Origin of the sequence: Mesorhizobium sp. B3-1-6 (assembly GCF_006439555.1) — a bacterium.
GTDB lineage: Bacteria > Pseudomonadota > Alphaproteobacteria > Rhizobiales > Rhizobiaceae > Mesorhizobium.
Genome location: NZ_VFTM01000051.1, coordinates 19435 through 34350 on the forward strand (window position 1 = coordinate 19435; position 14916 = coordinate 34350).

Consider the following 14916-nt stretch of genomic DNA (forward strand, 5'->3'; position numbering starts at 1 on the left):
GTTCGCCGGCACGACGGGCTCAGACCGAGGGAGCTGGGGTTGCCGCGATTTCAGCACTGGGAAAAGGAACCGTGGACGTGGAGACGGTTTCGGCAGTTGCCGATCAGCTTTCAGATATTGGCGCTTCTGTCGGTAGCCGCGATCCTGTCGATCTCATTTCTGATCTTCGTGCTTTTTATTTTCAGGTAATCGAGGCTCCGTTTCGAGCCGCGCAGGAAGCCAAACCCGAACGCCGGTCGCCATGAAGCTAAACGTCCAATTCATCAAGCACCCAGGCTCGAAAGAGCGCATGGTCGTGCTGCCGGAATCCCAGTTCCGCATACTCAAGCGGACCGCGATGGCGGGTGTGAGCGAGCTCGATGAGCCTGCCCTCAATAGTCCTTTGCCCAAGCGCGTCCTCGACAGGATCGCCGCCGGCGAGAACCCGGTTCGCGCCGTCAGGGTCCTGCGCGGCCTGAGCGGAAGGCAACTCGCCGCCCAAGCCGGAATAACCCCGAGCATGCTGTCGCAGATAGAGCGGTCCGGAAAGACGGCCTCCACCCGGACCCTCAAGGCGATCGCGCACATCCTGGATGTGCCGCTCGGTGCCATTTCGCCTCATCTGTCCGCCGGTATCGGCGGCGTTCCGACCGATACCGGCAGGACCGTGGCGTGGATACTGACCTGAGGATCGAGACGCCCGTGGCGGCGCCCGCGCGCGCTTCGAGATCGGCAGGCAAAGCGTGGGTGAGTGAGATGAACGCGACAGAGAGCCGTTCCCCGTGGCCGCTGAGGGGGATCTCCGAGTGGCGAATGGCCGTCCTGATCGGATGCGGCTGTTGTCTGATGCTGATCGCCATCGGTTGGCTATCAAGCGTTGCCTCTTCCGCCGTGCATGATCCGGATTTGCTTGCCGTGAACGCCACCGACAAAGGCCCGCGCATCGTTCCCCGATCGGGGATCGACTTCGCCTGCAAGGGGCAGAACTGGGGTCATGAATCGAGTGAGTGCCTGGCCGCCATCCGAATCCAAACCGGACAGCGGCGATCGATCCGCATCATCGCCGACGGCGGCAACGACTCGCAAGCGCAGTGAAGGCCCGGCGGCGCTTCTGGCGTAACGTCCCGGATTGAATTAGCATCCCCTCATCGCGCTCCGGCCGCGATCCGACAGGATGCGGAATGCGGAGCGTAACGAGAACCGGGCGGCGGTCGCGTACCCAGGGCCGAGCGCGGCCAGACGCTGGGAACCTGCCAGCCGGCAAGGCGCAAGTGCAGGCGGGGAGGAGCCAATGCGGAAGCTGCAGTCGCAAGGCGTTCATCACATTACGCTGGTCGGTGCCGGGCGCCAGACCTCGATCGACTTCTGGGAGGGCGTGCTCGGCATGCCTTTCATCTTCGAGCAGCCCAATCTCGACAAGGCGAGCGAAAGCCATCTCTATTTCGATCCGGGCGACGGGCGTTTGATTACGGTCTTCACCGACGAGACTCGGGTCCCCGTCAAGCGGCGGACACCGACCGATATCGGCTGCGTCCACCACATCGCGTTCTCGGTATCGCGGGTCACCTTCCTGCAGGCGGTCGCGCGGCTCGACGAGCGCGGCATCAAGCACAGCGGTGTGAAGGATCGCGGTTTCATGGACTCGATCTATTTCGAGGATCCGCTGGGGCTGTTGATCGAGCTTGCTTCCTACCGCTTCGAACCGCCGGCCGGCTTCACCCATGCAGACGTGCTGATGGAGGCGCACAAGATCCGCGTGGCGCGCGGCGACTACAACATCGCCGAACTGCATCTGGCCGACGCCATCCAGGCGCTGGTCGAGCGGTCACGCGAAACCCTGTCGGAAAACAGGGCGGCTAAAAATCCTTATTAACCGGGTCAGAGGGAGGACCGACATGGCAAAAGCTGCAGCGAAGAGTGCAAAGAAACCCGCGGCCAAGGCGGCGCCGAAAGCGGCGGCCAGGCCGGCCGCCAAAGCTTCGGCCAAGGCGGCGTCAAAGCCGGCGGCAAAAGCGGCGCCCAAAGCGAAGCCGGCCAAGAAGCCCGGCGTGAAACTCAGCGTGCTGAGGCCGAGCGTCAACAACATGACGGTGCGGGTGTTCGCGCGCGCGGCCGGGCTCGATCCGACGGAGACCGATGCCTGGGGCCAAACGCGTTCGCCCGAATTCCTGGCGCGCAATCCGGCGCATCTGACGCCGATGATCGAGGATAAGGGCCTGCCGCGCGGCGTGCTGTGGGAAAGCTGCGCCATCATGCAGTATCTCGCCAACAAGCACGGGCTGGATAAGTTCTATCCGAGGGCGCCGGCCAAGCGGGCGATGATCGACAGCGCCATGTTCTATCTGGTCGGCACACTTTATCCGTATGTCGCGCGCGCGACGTATCCGGCCCTCGGCTTCCCGCAATATGCCGGCGAGGTCGGCCACGGCGACGCCCATCCCGACAAGAAATCGGAAGCGCAGAAGGCGGCGATGGCTGCGATCGCGGAGCCGCTCGAGGTGTTTCATTCCTTCTTCCGCGACGGCAAACCGTTCATCGGCGGCAACAACCCGTCGATCGCCGATATAAGGCTGGCGGCAACGCTCGAATTCCTGGCGGTCATCGACTACGTGCTGCCCAAATGGGCGAACGAGTATATGGCGGCGCTGGAGAAGAAGCTCGGCAAGGCTTATGCCGAACCCGCCGGCGACGTGCGCGGCTACATCGCGCATGTGAAATCGCAGGCCAGGGCGTAGCAGTTCCTCGGGGTTAAGGTTTCGTTTACCTAAGGCCTGTCTACTGGTCGCAGTCCTCGCGGCGACCACGGATGTACTGGCGCCATGACGAGGCAAGGGAAAGGTCGGCTCCGTGCCGGCCTTTTGCTTTTTTTCGCGGCCATCGCGCCGCAATCACGACAGTATGATTGCGGCGCCGACGGGCAGGCTGAAAGCCTATTGTCATCTCCGTCATGGGTCGTACGATGCCGCCAGGCGGTTGAGCGATGGCAACGAGGAATCCGCGATGAACATGGCAAGATCCTTGATGATGGCGGGCGCGCTGTCGATCGCGCCGTTTCCATCGGCCGCCGCGTCGCTCAGCAGCATGAACGAGGTCGGCGCCGCGTTGCTCGCCTGCTGGACACCGCCGGCCAATTCCGACAATTCCTCCGTCACGCTCAGCTTCAGCTTCAAGCGCGACGGCACGCTGATCGGGCCGCCGAGGACGACCGCCATCCATGTCAGCGGCGACGACAAGACGCGCAAGGCCTATGTCGATGCGGCGACCAAGGCCCTGAACGATTGCCTGCCGCTCAGCTTTTCGCCGTCGCTGGCGCAAGGCGTTGCCGGAAACGTCTTCACGCTGCAGTTCAACTCGCCGAAGACCTAAAGCGCGTCGCTGAAGCGGATTCAGGCGACGCGCTTTAGCCACTCGCACTTTCCTGGAAGTCCTCTAAGGCGCCGAGCCCGGCCGTGCCGCGCTCAAATCAACCGCGTGCGCGTCTGACCTGGGCGTGTTTTTCCAATTCCGGCATCTCGAAGACGTAATCGTTCCAGGCGGAGTCCGGGATCTGCCCGGCCAGGTAGCAATCCAGCAGAAGGCTTTGTTCGGGGGTAAGGGGTCTCGGCGCCTGCTCATGATCCAGCCCAAGAGAATGGATCAGGTTCCTGGTCAAGCCAGAGACGGTGAAGTGAATGGACATCTTCAGTCTCCTCTGCACTGCGCGGCTCACATCAACGCCAACAACGTTTTTCGCCGGTCAAAGGTTTCATCAGCAGTCCGTGATCGCGCAGCGGCCCGGCTTTGGCCGACCTCAAAATGGTTTTTCGGCTACTGTCTCAATCTTGAAATGAAAGCGTAATATTCGCTTCACAAGCTTTAGCGTAACACTTGGGTCATATAGGTGAGTTCCCGGCTAACCTTGATTTATATGAGTTATCTCTCAATTAGCTGGTATCAATTAAATCTTCGAACAGGGGTGGCGCCCGATGGCGAGGTTGCGGCTTCTTAAGATATCATTGCTGGTGGTCATGGCGATCTTGGCGATGACGCAGGTTTCTTATGCCGATTCTTGCTCGGCGCTGAGAAGCCAGATCCTGTCCGGTGGCCGCGACGCGATTAGCCCCGAGCTTGGGCAACTGCGGCGCCAGCTCGCCGCGATCCAGGGGCTGGAGAGGCAGCGCCGCTGCAGCGCCAGCGGCGCCGTCGGGGGCTTCTTCAATGCCTGCGCGGATCTTGCCCGGAATCGGACCGAGGTGCAGCACCGGATCGCCAGTATCGGCAATTCCGGCCGCGACTCCTCCGGGTTGCAGGCGAGATACGTGGCGCTTGGCTGTCAGGGGGCTCCCAAGCGGCAGCAGGCGCCGCAGCAGCAGGCGTCCAACCCGGAGGCTTCCACCCCGGCATATGGCGGGAATGCGATGCTGTTTTGCGTTCGCCTCTCGGACGGCTATTTCTTCCCTGCGCCGAATTCGCAATTCGCGCGAGGCGGGGACCTCAAGGATACGGTCGATCAATGCCGCTACATTTGCGACGATGCGGGTGTCGATCTCTATACGCTGAGCGATCCGAGCCTTGAGACCGACCAGATGGTCGCGGTCGAGACGCGCAAGCCCTATACCGAACTCCCAACCGCCTTCCGCTATCGCGATGCCGCCGAGTTCAAGGGCTGCGACCTCAAGCGCTACTCCCAGCGGGTGGCCGAGCTCAGGGCGCGCACGGTGAGGCCGCGCAACATGGAAAACGCCATCATTCCCTTGCCGACATCAAGGCCGGACATGGGCACGGTCTCGGAGATTCCATCGAGCGGTGCTCAGGGCGCGGGAGCGGATGCGACCAGCTCGATCGCGCAGCCCGAGGCGCTCGTCCCAGCAGATGCAAAGCCGGTGCGCGTGGTCGGGCCGGCCTTCTTCCCCGCGAATTGATCGGGCCATCGCCCCCTACCTTGCGGCAGGGCCGTCTGGCTGTTTTGACCAGGCAACATTATTCGCAGACGACCCGGTAGCGCTTGCCGTTTTCGCCGACATTCCTGCAGGCGAGGGGTCTCTGCTCGCCGGAAGACTCGTCCGGCAGGTCCTGGCTCAGGGATGGCGTCATCGAAGCGCGCCTTGGGTAGCGCCGGACGGCCGGATCCGGCGGCGGGCCTGGCGGCAGAGGAAAGACGTCCGACGCGATCTGCCGCGACCCGGTCGTTCCCGGCGGCGCCTCGTCCCAGACTCGCCTGACATCCATCCGGCTGGGAACGATCACCGTGCCGTCGTCGCTGCGCACGCAGCCGCCCGCTGCAAGCAGCGCCGGGCACAGGACGAAAGCCGCGATTCGACCAAACATTAGCAACACCTCAGGCACCTTATAATGCGTCGTTGCCTCGATCGCCAACGGGCGGATTACCGCAGCCGGCGCCACAACCGGAATCTGGCTCAACGGGACCGGCGGCAGGCGGTTGCAATCATTATGGTTAGCGGATCGTTAATGCTTGTCGGGCACATTCCGCCGACGGACCGGCACGGTTCGGTCCTGGGGGTAGGAATGGCGGACACGGACGGAACTGTCGAGGCGGACAGCGCGCGGAGCTTCAACAAGGCGGATATGCGCGACAACGGGCCCTTTCTCGGTGGCGTCCACGATATGGCCGGGACTTCGGAGGCGCTTGCCAATCTGAGCCTGATGGTCGATTCGATGCCGATCGGCGTCATCGTTCTCGATGCCGAATTGCGGGCCGAGGTGGTCAACCGGGCATTCTACGATTTCTGGAAGATCGATCCGCGGCGCGCTCCGGCCGGCAGTCGCTTTCGCGACCTCATGGAAGCCAGCCGTGACGCCGATCCGTTCGGCGGCGAGGAACAGGCTTGGCAAAGCCATGTGGCCGAACGGGAGGCCGAAATCCGAGCCGGAGCCGCGGGATCCAGGCAGTTGCCGCGCAAGGACGGCCGCACACTGATCGCCTCGCTGGCGCCGCTTCCCGGAGGCAAGCGGCTGATCTCCTATGTCGACATCACCGACATGAAACAGCGCGAGACAGAAGCGGAGGACGCACGCAGGAACCTCGCCACCGTGCTGGAGTCGCTGCCGGCGGGCGTCATCATCTACGATCGCGACGATCGCTTCGTCTTCGCCAACCGCAAGCTGCAGGATACGCTGCCGGCGCTGAAGCCGGCCTGGCAGCCGGGCCGCACATTCCGCGAGGCGTTGTCTCTCGGCCATTCGGTCGGCTACTTCCGCTCGAGCGGCGACGCCGAAATCGACGGTCTGTATGGCGTCGACACCGAACGCTGGCTTGACGCCATGCTCACGCGCTACCGTTTGCCGAGCTCCGCCTACGAACGCCTCAACGCCGACGGGCGCTGGTACCAGGTCTATGACATGCGCACCGACGACGGGACGTTCATCGGCGTGCGCGTCGATATCACCGACATCAAGACGCGCGAGAAGGCGTTGCGCGACTCCATGCGCCAGATCGACCTCTACCGGCACGTGATGGACGAGCTGCCCGTGGCCGCCTTCATCAAGGCCGACGATCTCAGCATTGAATTCGTCAACAAGGCCTGGTGCGCGCTGACCGGCTTCGCCAAGGACGAGGTGCTCGGCAAGACGGATCGCGAGCTTTTCGCGTCGGAAGAGGCGGACGGTTTCAGCAATGACGACACCGACGTCGTGGCGACCGGCTCGGGGCGCGAGATCGAGGAGGCCGTCACCCACCGCGACGGCACGGTCCGGCAGCTGATGACGCGCAAGAGCCGGCTGGTGGCGATCGACGGCTCCGTGCATCTGGTCGGCTCCAGCACCGACATCACCGACGTCAAGGCGCGCGAGCAGGCGCTCCGGCAGAGCATGAGCGAGAACGAGGTGTTCCGCAGCCTCATCGACAACGTGCCGGTGTCGATCTACGCCAAGCGCTCGGACCTCAGGCAGTTCTACGTCAACAAGGGCTGGTGCGATCTCACCGGCTTCAGCAAGGAAGAAGCCGTCGGCAAGACCGATGTCGAGATTTTCGGCGCGGACGGCGAAGCCTTCGTCGCCAGCGACCTGGCCGTGCTGCGCACCGGCGAGACGCAGGAGATCGAAGAGACGGTGACGATGCCGGACGGCAGCGTCAGGCACCAGTTCGCCCGCAAGGGCGCGATGATCGCCTCTGACGGCTCGCTCTATCTGATCGGCTCCACCACCGACATCACCGAGCTCAAGCAGCGCGAGGCCGAGCTCAGCGAGGCGCGCCGGCGCGCCGTGCTCGCCGACCGGGCCAAGTCGGAATTCCTCGCCAATATGAGCCACGAGATCCGCACGCCGATGAATGGGGTTCTTGGAATGGCAGAGCTGCTGGCAAAGTCGGACCTCGATCCGAAGCAGAAGACGTTCACCGACATCATCGTCAAATCCGGCAACGCGCTGCTCACCATCATCAACGACATCCTCGATTTCTCCAAGATCGATGCCGGCCAGATGGTGCTCGACCCGGCGCCCTTCAATCTCGCCGAGGCGATAGAGGATGTGGCGACGCTGGTGTCGACGCGCGCCAAGGAGAAGGACCTCGAGCTCATCGTCCGTGTCCAGCCGGGGCTCGACGGCCAGTTCGTCGGCGATGTCGGCCGGATCAGGCAGATCGTCACCAACCTGCTCGGCAACGCCGTGAAGTTCACCGACGAGGGCCATGTCCTGGTCGACGTGACGGGCGACCGGGTCCCCGCGGGCACGAAGCTCACCATTTCCGTGACGGATACCGGTATCGGCATTCCGGAAGACAAGCTGAAGCTGGTGTTCGAGAAATTCAGCCAGGTCGACACCTCCTCGACCAGGCGGCATGAGGGCACCGGGCTTGGCCTTGCCATCACCTCGCGGCTGGTCGAGATGATGGGCGGCGAGATCGGCGTCGACAGCGCCGAAGGCAAGGGCTCGACCTTCTGGTTCACCGTCACGCTGCCCAGGGCCGAGCAGGGCGGGCAGCGCATCATGCCGGTCGATGTCACCGGCGCACGCGTGCTCATCGTCGACGACAACGCCGTCAACCGCTCGATCCTGAGCGAGCAGATGGCGTCGTGGACGTTCGATTCCTGCGCGGCCGAAAGCGGCGCGGAGGGGTTGAAGGTGCTGATTGCCGCCGCCGCCTATGGCGTGCCGGTCGATTGCGTGGTGCTCGACTATCAGATGCCCGGCATGACCGGCGCCGAGATGGCGCGCATCGTGCGCAACACGGCGGGCCTGGCGCATACGCCCATCATCATGCTGACCTCGGTCGACCAGTCGCTTGCCGGCACGGCCTATCGCGACCTCGGCATCGATGCGCAACTGATCAAGCCGGCGCGCTCCTCCATTCTCCTGGAAACGCTGGTCTCGACCATCCAGCGCCACCGCCACAGCAGCACGGCCGCGCAGCCGCAACCCGCCATTGGCGCCGGCAGCTCCCCGCAAGCCGCTCCGGCGCAGACGGCGGCATCGGACCGCGCCATGCTGCAGCCGCCGCCGGCGCGGGCGCGTCCACGCCCTGCCGATGCGGAGCGCGGGCTCGACATCCTCGTCGCCGAGGACAATGAGGTGAACCAGATGGTGTTCACCCAGATCCTCGGCGAGACCGGTTACCGCTTCGAGATCGTCGGCAACGGCCGCAAGGCGCTCGACGCCTTCGGCAGGCTCAATCCGCGCATGATCCTGATGGACGTGTCGATGCCGGAAATGAACGGGCTGGAGGCGACGGGCGCCATCCGCAGGCTCGAGGAGGACATGGGCACGCATGTGCCGATCGTCGGCGTCACCGCGCACGCGCTGAAGGGCGACCGCGAACGCTGCCTGGAGGCCGGCATGGACGATTACCTGCCGAAGCCGATCAGTCCGCGGGCGCTGCTCGAAAAGCTCGAGCGATGGCTAGGCTCGGACGTCGAGACCCGGCGCAACGCAGGTTAGAGCAATATCGGGAAAAGCGTGAAACGCTCAGGCTCCGGCGCCTTCGCGTAGCCGTCCGTCCCGGAACTGCGCGAAATCAAGAGGCAAGGCGGATTTTAGCCGGCTGGCGGGCGCAGGGCGTTGACGCATGCGTATGGTGCGATCGCACCATACCAAAGCAAACGCCAAGCTCGGACAATCGTGACATTGATTCCGCTCTTCGGTTACGGGCGGGAGCAGCGACCGCCAACAAGAAACAGCGTCGACTCTACCCCAACGGACCTGTTTTCGGCGATGGCCAGGCCATGATCCGCTCTGGCATTCAGGCAACGCACTCTCGTCCGGATTTTATTTCCCGGCGGCCGTCATCCGGCCGCCGGGATAAATTTTGTTTCAAAAGTCAGACAAGTTACTGATTCCCGCGGCAAACTCCGGCCGGTCGTTCGAGGCCGCCGCGAACCCTTCCGAGCATCCCCGTTCAGGCGTTACCGGGCTGACACGAAACTGTCATGCGACTGTAATAATCGAAGGCTATTGCGCTCACCGGGCGCCTATAGAACGGGTGCCGAAAGACCATCTTCCGAACAGGAGCAGGCCACATGAGACATTTCATCCGCTCGGCGGCCGTTGCGATTGCAATGGCTGCGGCATCAACCCTTAGCATCTCCGCCGCAATGGCAGCCGATATCTCCGGCGCCGGCGCCACTTTCCCCTATCCGATCTATGCGAAGTGGGCCGACGCCTACAAGAAGGAGACCGGCGTCGGTCTCAACTACCAGTCTATCGGCTCCGGCGGCGGCATCAAGCAGATCAAGGCCAAGACCGTGACCTTCGGCGCTTCCGACGCGCCGCTGAAGGGCGAGGATCTGGACTCCACCGGGCTCGCGCAGTTCCCGATGGTGATGGGCGGCATCGTTCCGGTCGTCAATCTCGAAGGCATCAAGCCGGGCGAACTGGTGCTCGACGGTCCGACGCTGGCCGACATCTTCGCCGGCAAGATCACCAACTGGAACGACGAAGCGATCAAGAAGCTCAACCCCGACGCCAAGCTGCCCGACCAGGCGATCGCCGTCGTCCACCGTTCGGACGGCTCAGGCACCACGTTCAACTTCAGCTACTACCTGGCTGACGTCAGCGCCGACTGGAAGTCGAAGGTCGGCGTCAACACCGCGCTCGAATGGCCGGTGGGCATCGGCGCCAAGGGCAATGAAGGCGTCGCCAACAACGTCTCGCAGACCGGCGGCGCGATCGGTTACGTCGAATACGCCTATGCCAAGCAGAACAAGCTGACCTACACCGACCTGGTCAACAAGGACGGCAAGAAGGTCGAGCCGACCGCCGCCGCGTTCTCGGCCGCCGCGGCCAATGCCGACTGGAGCTCGCAGCCGGGCTACGGCGTCATCCTGGCCAACCAGGCCGGTGCTGAATCCTGGCCGATGACGTCGGCCACCTGGATCCTCGTCTACAAGAAGCCCGACGACACTGCGGCCACGACCGAAGCGCTCAAGTTCTTCGCCTGGTCCTATGCCAAGGGCGACGAGCTGGCCGCGGGCCTGGACTACGTTCCGATGCCCGACGCGGTCGTGAAGAGCGTCGAGGAAATGTGGGGCAAGGACATCGTCGACGCGAGCGGCAAGCCGCTCTACTCCGGCATGTAATTCCTAGCGAATAAGGAGGGCGTCTCCGGCGCCCTCCTGTCTCTTTCGAAATGCGAGGGGCTAAATGACAGCCGTTTCCGACGCCGCGACATCGTCCGCCCTGCGGACCAGGGAAGCGACAGTGCGCCGCTTCGCCTTCACCGACATGGCATTCCGGACGGCCACGCGCCTTTCCGCCATCCTCGTGCTGGTTCTGCTCGGCGGGGTCGCGATCTCGCTGGTCGCCGGCTCGTGGGAGGCGCTGTCGAAGTTCGGCTTCTCCTTCCTGACCACCGAATCCTGGAACCCGGTCACCGAGAATTTCGGCGCCCTGGCGCCCATCTACGGCACCATCGTCACCTCGGCCATCGCCATTCTCATCGCTGTGCCGATCGGCATCGGCATCGCCATCTTCCTGACCGAGCTCTGCCCGCGTCCGCTCAGGCGCCCGATCGCCATCGCGGTCGAGCTGCTCGCAGGCATTCCCTCGATCATCTACGGCATCTGGGGCCTGTTCGTGTTCGCGCCGTTCCTGCAGACGACGATCCAGCCCTTCGTCATCTGGCTCTTCAAAGGCATTCCCGGCCTCAACAGCCTGTTTGCCGGCCCGCCCTACGGCATCGGCCTGCTGACCTCGTCGCTGATCCTTGCCATCATGGTGCTGCCCTTCATCACCTCGATCACCAAGGACGTGTTCGACACGGTGCCGGCGGTGCTGAAGGAATCGGCATACGGCATCGGCTGCACGACCTGGGAAGTGACCCGGCGCGTGACCATCCCCTATACCCGCGTCGGCATCATGGGCGGCGTCATGCTCGGCCTCGGCCGCGCGCTCGGCGAGACGATGGCGGTTACCTTCGTCATCGGCAACGCGCACCGCATCAGCGCCTCGCTGTTTGCGCCGGGCACGACGATCTCGGCGACCATCGCCAACGAATTCACCGAAGCCGACGGCAATCTCTATACATCCTCGCTGGTATCGCTCGGCCTGATCCTGTTCATCATCACCTTCATCATCCTCGCGCTTGCACGCTACATGCTGTTGCGCATCGATAGCCGCACGGGAGCCTGACCGATGTCGACTGCCGCATCGCTTCACCAAAGCCGCAAACGCAAGAATGCCGTGATGATGGCGCTGTGCGTCGTCGCGGCTGGCATCGGCCTCGCCTGGCTGGCGCTGATCCTCGGCGCCCTGCTCTACAAGGGGCTCTCCGGGGTGAACCTGGCGGTGTTCACTGAAATGACGCCGCCGCCCGGCGACGCCGGCGGCCTGCTCAACGCCATCTACGGCAGCATCGTCATGACGATCATCGGCATCGTCGTCGGCACGCCGATCGGCGTGCTGGCCGGCACCTACATGGCCGAATATGGCCGCTTCTCGAAGCTTACGACGGTGGTGCGCTTCATCAACGACATCCTGTTGTCGGCGCCATCGATCATCATCGGCCTGTTCGTCTATGAGCTGATGGTGCGGCCGATGGGGCATTTCTCGGCGATTGCCGGTGCCGTCGCGCTGTCGATCCTGGTGATCCCCGTCGTGGTGCGCACCACCGAGGACATGCTGAACCTTGTGCCCAATGCGCTGCGCGAAGCAGGCGCCGCCATCGGCGCGCCGCGCTGGGTGGTGATCCGCTCCGTCGCCTACCGCGCGGCAATGTCGGGCATCGTCACCGGCATATTGCTGGCGATCGCCCGCATCTCCGGCGAGACGGCACCGCTTCTCTTCACCGCGCTCAACAACCAGTTCTGGTCGAGCAATCTCAATGCGCCGATGGCCAGCCTGCCGGTGACCATCTTCCAGTTCGCTCTCAGCCCTTACGAGGAATGGCAGCAACTGGCCTGGACGGGCGCACTCATAATCACCCTGACGGTTCTCGGGCTGAGCATCATCGCCCGCAGCCTAACCGGACGCAGAGAGGACAGATGAAACCGATGTTGTCCACCGACCTGAACGCAGCCGACACGACCGTCGAGAAGGCCAAGATCGAGGTCAAGAACCTCAATTTCTACTATGGCCAGTCGAAGGCGCTGAAGGACATCAACCTGTCCCTGCCCGAGCGCAGCGTCACAGCCTTCATCGGCCCGTCGGGCTGCGGGAAGTCGACGCTGCTGCGCGTGCTCAACCGCATCTACGAGCTCTATCCGAAGCAGAGCGCCGAGGGCCAGGTGCTGCTCGACGGCAAGAACATCCTCGACCGCTCGCAGGACCTCAACCTGCTGCGCACCAAGATCGGCATGGTGTTCCAGAAGCCGACGCCGTTCCCGATGTCGATCTACGAGAATATCGCCTTCGGCGTCAGGCTCTATGAGAAGATCAGCAAGGCCGAGATGGATAGCCGCGTCGAGCAGGCGCTGAAGCGCGCCGCGCTGTGGACCGAGGTCAAGGACAAGCTCAACGCCAGCGGCCTCAGCCTCTCGGGCGGCCAGCAGCAGCGCTTGTGCATCGCCCGTACCGTGGCGGTGAAGCCCGAGGTCATCCTGCTCGACGAGCCGGCCTCGGCGCTCGATCCGCTGTCGACCGCCAAGATCGAGGAACTGATCGACGAGTTGCAGGCCGACTACACGATCGTCATCGTCACCCACAACATGCAGCAGGCGGCGCGCGTGTCGCGGCAGACGGCGTTCATGTATCTGGGCGAGCTGGTGGAGTTCGACCGGACAGAGAAGATCTTCACCTCGCCTCGCGAGAAGCGCACGCAGGACTACATAACCGGCCGCTTCGGCTGAGTTCATACGAGGACATCATCATGGCCGAACATACCGTCGCCTCCTTCGACGAGGATCTGAGGCAGATCAGCCGGCTCATCAACGACATGGGCGATCTCGCCAGCTCCATGGTCGGCGGTGCGACCAGGGCGCTGCTCGAGACCGACAATGCGCTGGCGCAGCGCGTCGTCTCCGACGACGCCATCATGGACGCTCGTCAGCGCGAGCTCGACGACCGCGCCATCACGCTGATCGCCAAGCGGCAGCCGATGGCGGACGACCTGCGCAACGTGGTCGGCTCGATCCGCATGGCGGGCGACCTCGAACGCATCGGCGATCTCGCCAAGAATATCGCCAAGCGTGTCGGCTCGGTCGGCGTCAGCGCCGCGCCGCGCGACCTCACGCATTCGATCGATTCGATGGCGCAGCTGGTGCTGATCCAGGTCCAGGCCGTGATCCAGGAATACATGGTGGGCGATGCCACGGCGCTGGCCAAGCTTCGCAACGACGACGAGCGCATCGACGTCAAATACACGTCCGTCTTCCGCGAGCTGTTGACCTACATGATGGAAGACCCGCGCAACATCACCGCTTGCACGCATCTTCTGTTCTGCGCCAAGAACCTCGAGCGCATCGGCGACCATGTGACCAACATCGCCGAGAACGCCTATTATGTGCTGACCGGCACGCAATTGCCCGCCAATCGTCCGAAGCAGGACGAGACCGCAATGTCGGCGCCGGCGGCCTGACGAAAAGGTTACCCCGATGATCGCGCCACGCATCATGGTGGTGGAGGACGAGGAGCCGCTGGGGGTGCTGCTCCGCTACAATCTCGAATCCGAGGGTTACCAGGTCGAAGTGGTGACCCGCGGCGACGAGGCCGAAATCCGCCTTCAGGAAAACGTTCCCGACCTGCTCGTGCTCGACTGGATGGTGCCGGCGGTTTCCGGCATCGAGCTCTGCCGGCGTCTCAGGATGCGGCCCGAGACCGAGCGGCTGCCGATCATCATGCTGACGGCGCGCGGCGAGGAAAGCGACCGCGTGCGCGGTCTCTCGACCGGCGCCGACGACTATCTGGTCAAGCCGTTCTCGACGCCGGAGTTCATGGCGCGCGTCAAGGCGCTGCTGCGCCGCGCCAAGCCGGAGGTGCTGTCCAGCGTGCTCAAGGTCGGCGACATCGTGCTCGACCGTGAATCGCACCGGGTCTACCGTAAGAAGAGCGAGATCAGGCTCGGCCCGACCGAGTTCCGCCTGCTCGAATTCATGATGCGCCATCCCGGCCGCGTGTTTTCGCGAAGCCAGTTGCTCGACAATGTCTGGGGCGAGACGATCTATATCGACGAGCGCACCGTGGACGTCCATGTCGGGCGCCTGCGCAAGGCGGTCAACAACGGCCGCATGCCGGACGTCATCCGCACCATCCGCGGGGCGGGCTACGCGATCAGGGAGGATTAGTCCCTGGACGCCAAAGTCCTGACGGGTCAGGCACTTCCAACAACCACGTTGATGGGTAGCCGAGACGCTTGTACTTCGTCATCCACGGGCGGAGCAAGGAGCGTAGCGACGCAGCGCAGACCCGAGGATCCATTCCGTGATGTCCACGCGCCGCTATGGCGCAGAACTCTGCACCGCTGCACCCTACGATCGAGGTAACGGCATGGATTCCAGGGTCTGCGCGCGTCGCTTCGCTCCTTGCTCCGCCCTGGAATGACGAAGTCGCCGTGGCTTCGGCCAATCTCCAACG

General features: G+C 63.8%; 16 protein-coding genes. 14 read left to right on the plus strand and 2 right to left on the minus strand.

What is annotated here, in order from left to right; translation table 11 throughout:
• Nucleotides 1–71: 71 nt before the first annotated feature.
• The 6 genes from FJ414_RS31620 (at nt 72) to FJ414_RS29650 (ending at nt 3345) form a co-directional block, all read left to right on the plus strand.
• Nucleotides 72–245 carry a hypothetical protein gene (locus tag FJ414_RS31620; RefSeq protein ID WP_181181750.1) on the plus strand — a complete coding sequence of 58 codons (174 nt, stop codon included), beginning with the start codon at nt 72–74 and terminating at the stop codon, nt 243–245.
• A gap of 44 nt (nt 246–289) precedes the next feature.
• Nucleotides 290–667, plus strand: coding sequence for a helix-turn-helix transcriptional regulator (locus FJ414_RS29630; protein ID WP_181181751.1), 378 nt, complete (start codon nt 290–292; stop codon nt 665–667).
• Between the two features lie 125 nt (nt 668–792).
• Complete coding sequence (locus FJ414_RS29635; RefSeq protein WP_140647900.1) at nt 793–1074, plus strand: hypothetical protein; 282 nt, start codon at nt 793–795, stop codon at nt 1072–1074.
• A gap of 196 nt (nt 1075–1270) precedes the next feature.
• Nucleotides 1271–1852: a VOC family protein gene (locus tag FJ414_RS29640; protein WP_140647901.1), complete on the plus strand. Its 582-nt coding sequence runs from the start codon at nt 1271–1273 to the stop codon at nt 1850–1852.
• Between the two features lie 22 nt (nt 1853–1874).
• On the plus strand, nt 1875–2714 hold the full coding sequence (locus tag FJ414_RS29645) for a glutathione S-transferase family protein (protein WP_140647902.1): 840 nt from the start codon (nt 1875–1877) through the stop codon (nt 2712–2714).
• Nucleotides 2715–2985: 271 nt separating this feature from the next.
• Nucleotides 2986–3345 (plus strand): hypothetical protein, encoded by a 360-nt coding sequence (locus FJ414_RS29650; RefSeq protein ID WP_181175324.1) that lies wholly within the window; start codon nt 2986–2988, stop codon nt 3343–3345.
• 97 nt (nt 3346–3442) lie between these two features.
• Here the strand turns inward: FJ414_RS29650 and FJ414_RS29655 are convergent, their stop codons facing one another.
• Nucleotides 3443–3658 carry a hypothetical protein gene (locus FJ414_RS29655; protein WP_140647904.1) on the minus strand — a complete coding sequence of 72 codons (216 nt, stop codon included), beginning with the start codon at nt 3656–3658 and terminating at the stop codon, nt 3443–3445.
• 322 nt (nt 3659–3980) lie between these two features.
• Between FJ414_RS29655 and FJ414_RS29660 the strand changes: the two genes are divergently transcribed.
• A complete protein-coding gene (locus FJ414_RS29660) occupies nt 3981–4880 on the plus strand; it encodes a DUF2865 domain-containing protein (RefSeq protein WP_246672530.1) in 900 nt (299 codons plus the stop codon).
• Nucleotides 4881–4938: 58 nt separating this feature from the next.
• On the opposite strand, the gene FJ414_RS29665 is transcribed toward FJ414_RS29660, so the two are convergent.
• On the minus strand, nt 4939–5286 hold the full coding sequence (locus FJ414_RS29665; RefSeq protein ID WP_246672528.1) for a hypothetical protein: 348 nt from the start codon (nt 5284–5286) through the stop codon (nt 4939–4941).
• A 198-nt stretch (nt 5287–5484) separates the two neighbouring features.
• Between FJ414_RS29665 and FJ414_RS29670 the strand changes: the two genes are divergently transcribed.
• From FJ414_RS29670 to phoB, 7 genes are all read left to right on the plus strand, one after another.
• Complete coding sequence (locus FJ414_RS29670; protein WP_246672529.1) at nt 5485–8850, plus strand: response regulator; 3366 nt, start codon at nt 5485–5487, stop codon at nt 8848–8850.
• A 578-nt stretch (nt 8851–9428) separates the two neighbouring features.
• Nucleotides 9429–10487, plus strand: coding sequence for a phosphate ABC transporter substrate-binding protein PstS (pstS, locus tag FJ414_RS29675; RefSeq protein ID WP_140647906.1), 1059 nt, complete (start codon nt 9429–9431; stop codon nt 10485–10487).
• A gap of 64 nt (nt 10488–10551) precedes the next feature.
• Entirely contained in the window at nt 10552–11538 is a 987-nt protein-coding gene (gene pstC / locus FJ414_RS29680; protein WP_140647907.1) for a phosphate ABC transporter permease subunit PstC, read from the plus strand.
• A 3-nt stretch (nt 11539–11541) separates the two neighbouring features.
• Nucleotides 11542–12393 carry a phosphate ABC transporter permease PstA gene (gene pstA, locus FJ414_RS29685; RefSeq protein WP_140647908.1) on the plus strand — a complete coding sequence of 284 codons (852 nt, stop codon included), beginning with the start codon at nt 11542–11544 and terminating at the stop codon, nt 12391–12393.
• Nucleotides 12390–13193, plus strand: coding sequence for a phosphate ABC transporter ATP-binding protein PstB (pstB, locus tag FJ414_RS29690; protein ID WP_140647909.1), 804 nt, complete (start codon nt 12390–12392; stop codon nt 13191–13193). The genes pstA and pstB overlap by 4 nt, the downstream gene beginning before the upstream one ends.
• A 20-nt stretch (nt 13194–13213) precedes the next feature.
• Nucleotides 13214–13921 (plus strand): phosphate signaling complex protein PhoU, encoded by a 708-nt coding sequence (gene phoU, locus FJ414_RS29695; RefSeq protein WP_140647910.1) that lies wholly within the window; start codon nt 13214–13216, stop codon nt 13919–13921.
• 16 nt (nt 13922–13937) lie between these two features.
• Complete coding sequence (gene phoB, locus FJ414_RS29700; RefSeq protein WP_010911896.1) at nt 13938–14627, plus strand: phosphate regulon transcriptional regulator PhoB; 690 nt, start codon at nt 13938–13940, stop codon at nt 14625–14627.
• Nucleotides 14628–14916: the final 289 nt, after the last annotated feature.

What these genes read in the sequence shown, in the direction of transcription:
- phoB (WP_010911896.1), top strand. Translation starts at nt 13,938, where the DNA reads ATGATCGCGCCACGCATCATGGTGGTGGAGGACGAGGAGCCGCTGGGG.
- FJ414_RS29640 (WP_140647901.1), top strand. Translation starts at nt 1,271, where the DNA reads ATGCGGAAGCTGCAGTCGCAAGGCGTTCATCACATTACGCTGGTCGGT.
- pstC (WP_140647907.1), top strand. Translation starts at nt 10,552, where the DNA reads ATGACAGCCGTTTCCGACGCCGCGACATCGTCCGCCCTGCGGACCAGG.
- FJ414_RS29630 (WP_181181751.1), top strand. Translation starts at nt 290, where the DNA reads ATGGTCGTGCTGCCGGAATCCCAGTTCCGCATACTCAAGCGGACCGCG.
- phoU (WP_140647910.1), top strand. Translation starts at nt 13,214, where the DNA reads ATGGCCGAACATACCGTCGCCTCCTTCGACGAGGATCTGAGGCAGATC.
- FJ414_RS29655 (WP_140647904.1), bottom strand. Translation starts at nt 3,658, where the DNA reads ATGTCCATTCACTTCACCGTCTCTGGCTTGACCAGGAACCTGATCCAT.
- FJ414_RS29645 (WP_140647902.1), top strand. Translation starts at nt 1,875, where the DNA reads ATGGCAAAAGCTGCAGCGAAGAGTGCAAAGAAACCCGCGGCCAAGGCG.
- pstS (WP_140647906.1), top strand. Translation starts at nt 9,429, where the DNA reads ATGAGACATTTCATCCGCTCGGCGGCCGTTGCGATTGCAATGGCTGCG.
- FJ414_RS29670 (WP_246672529.1), top strand. Translation starts at nt 5,485, where the DNA reads ATGGCGGACACGGACGGAACTGTCGAGGCGGACAGCGCGCGGAGCTTC.
- FJ414_RS29635 (WP_140647900.1), top strand. Translation starts at nt 793, where the DNA reads ATGGCCGTCCTGATCGGATGCGGCTGTTGTCTGATGCTGATCGCCATC.
- FJ414_RS29650 (WP_181175324.1), top strand. Translation starts at nt 2,986, where the DNA reads ATGGCAAGATCCTTGATGATGGCGGGCGCGCTGTCGATCGCGCCGTTT.
- pstA (WP_140647908.1), top strand. Translation starts at nt 11,542, where the DNA reads ATGTCGACTGCCGCATCGCTTCACCAAAGCCGCAAACGCAAGAATGCC.
- pstB (WP_140647909.1), top strand. Translation starts at nt 12,390, where the DNA reads ATGAAACCGATGTTGTCCACCGACCTGAACGCAGCCGACACGACCGTC.
- FJ414_RS29665 (WP_246672528.1), bottom strand. Translation starts at nt 5,286, where the DNA reads ATGTTTGGTCGAATCGCGGCTTTCGTCCTGTGCCCGGCGCTGCTTGCA.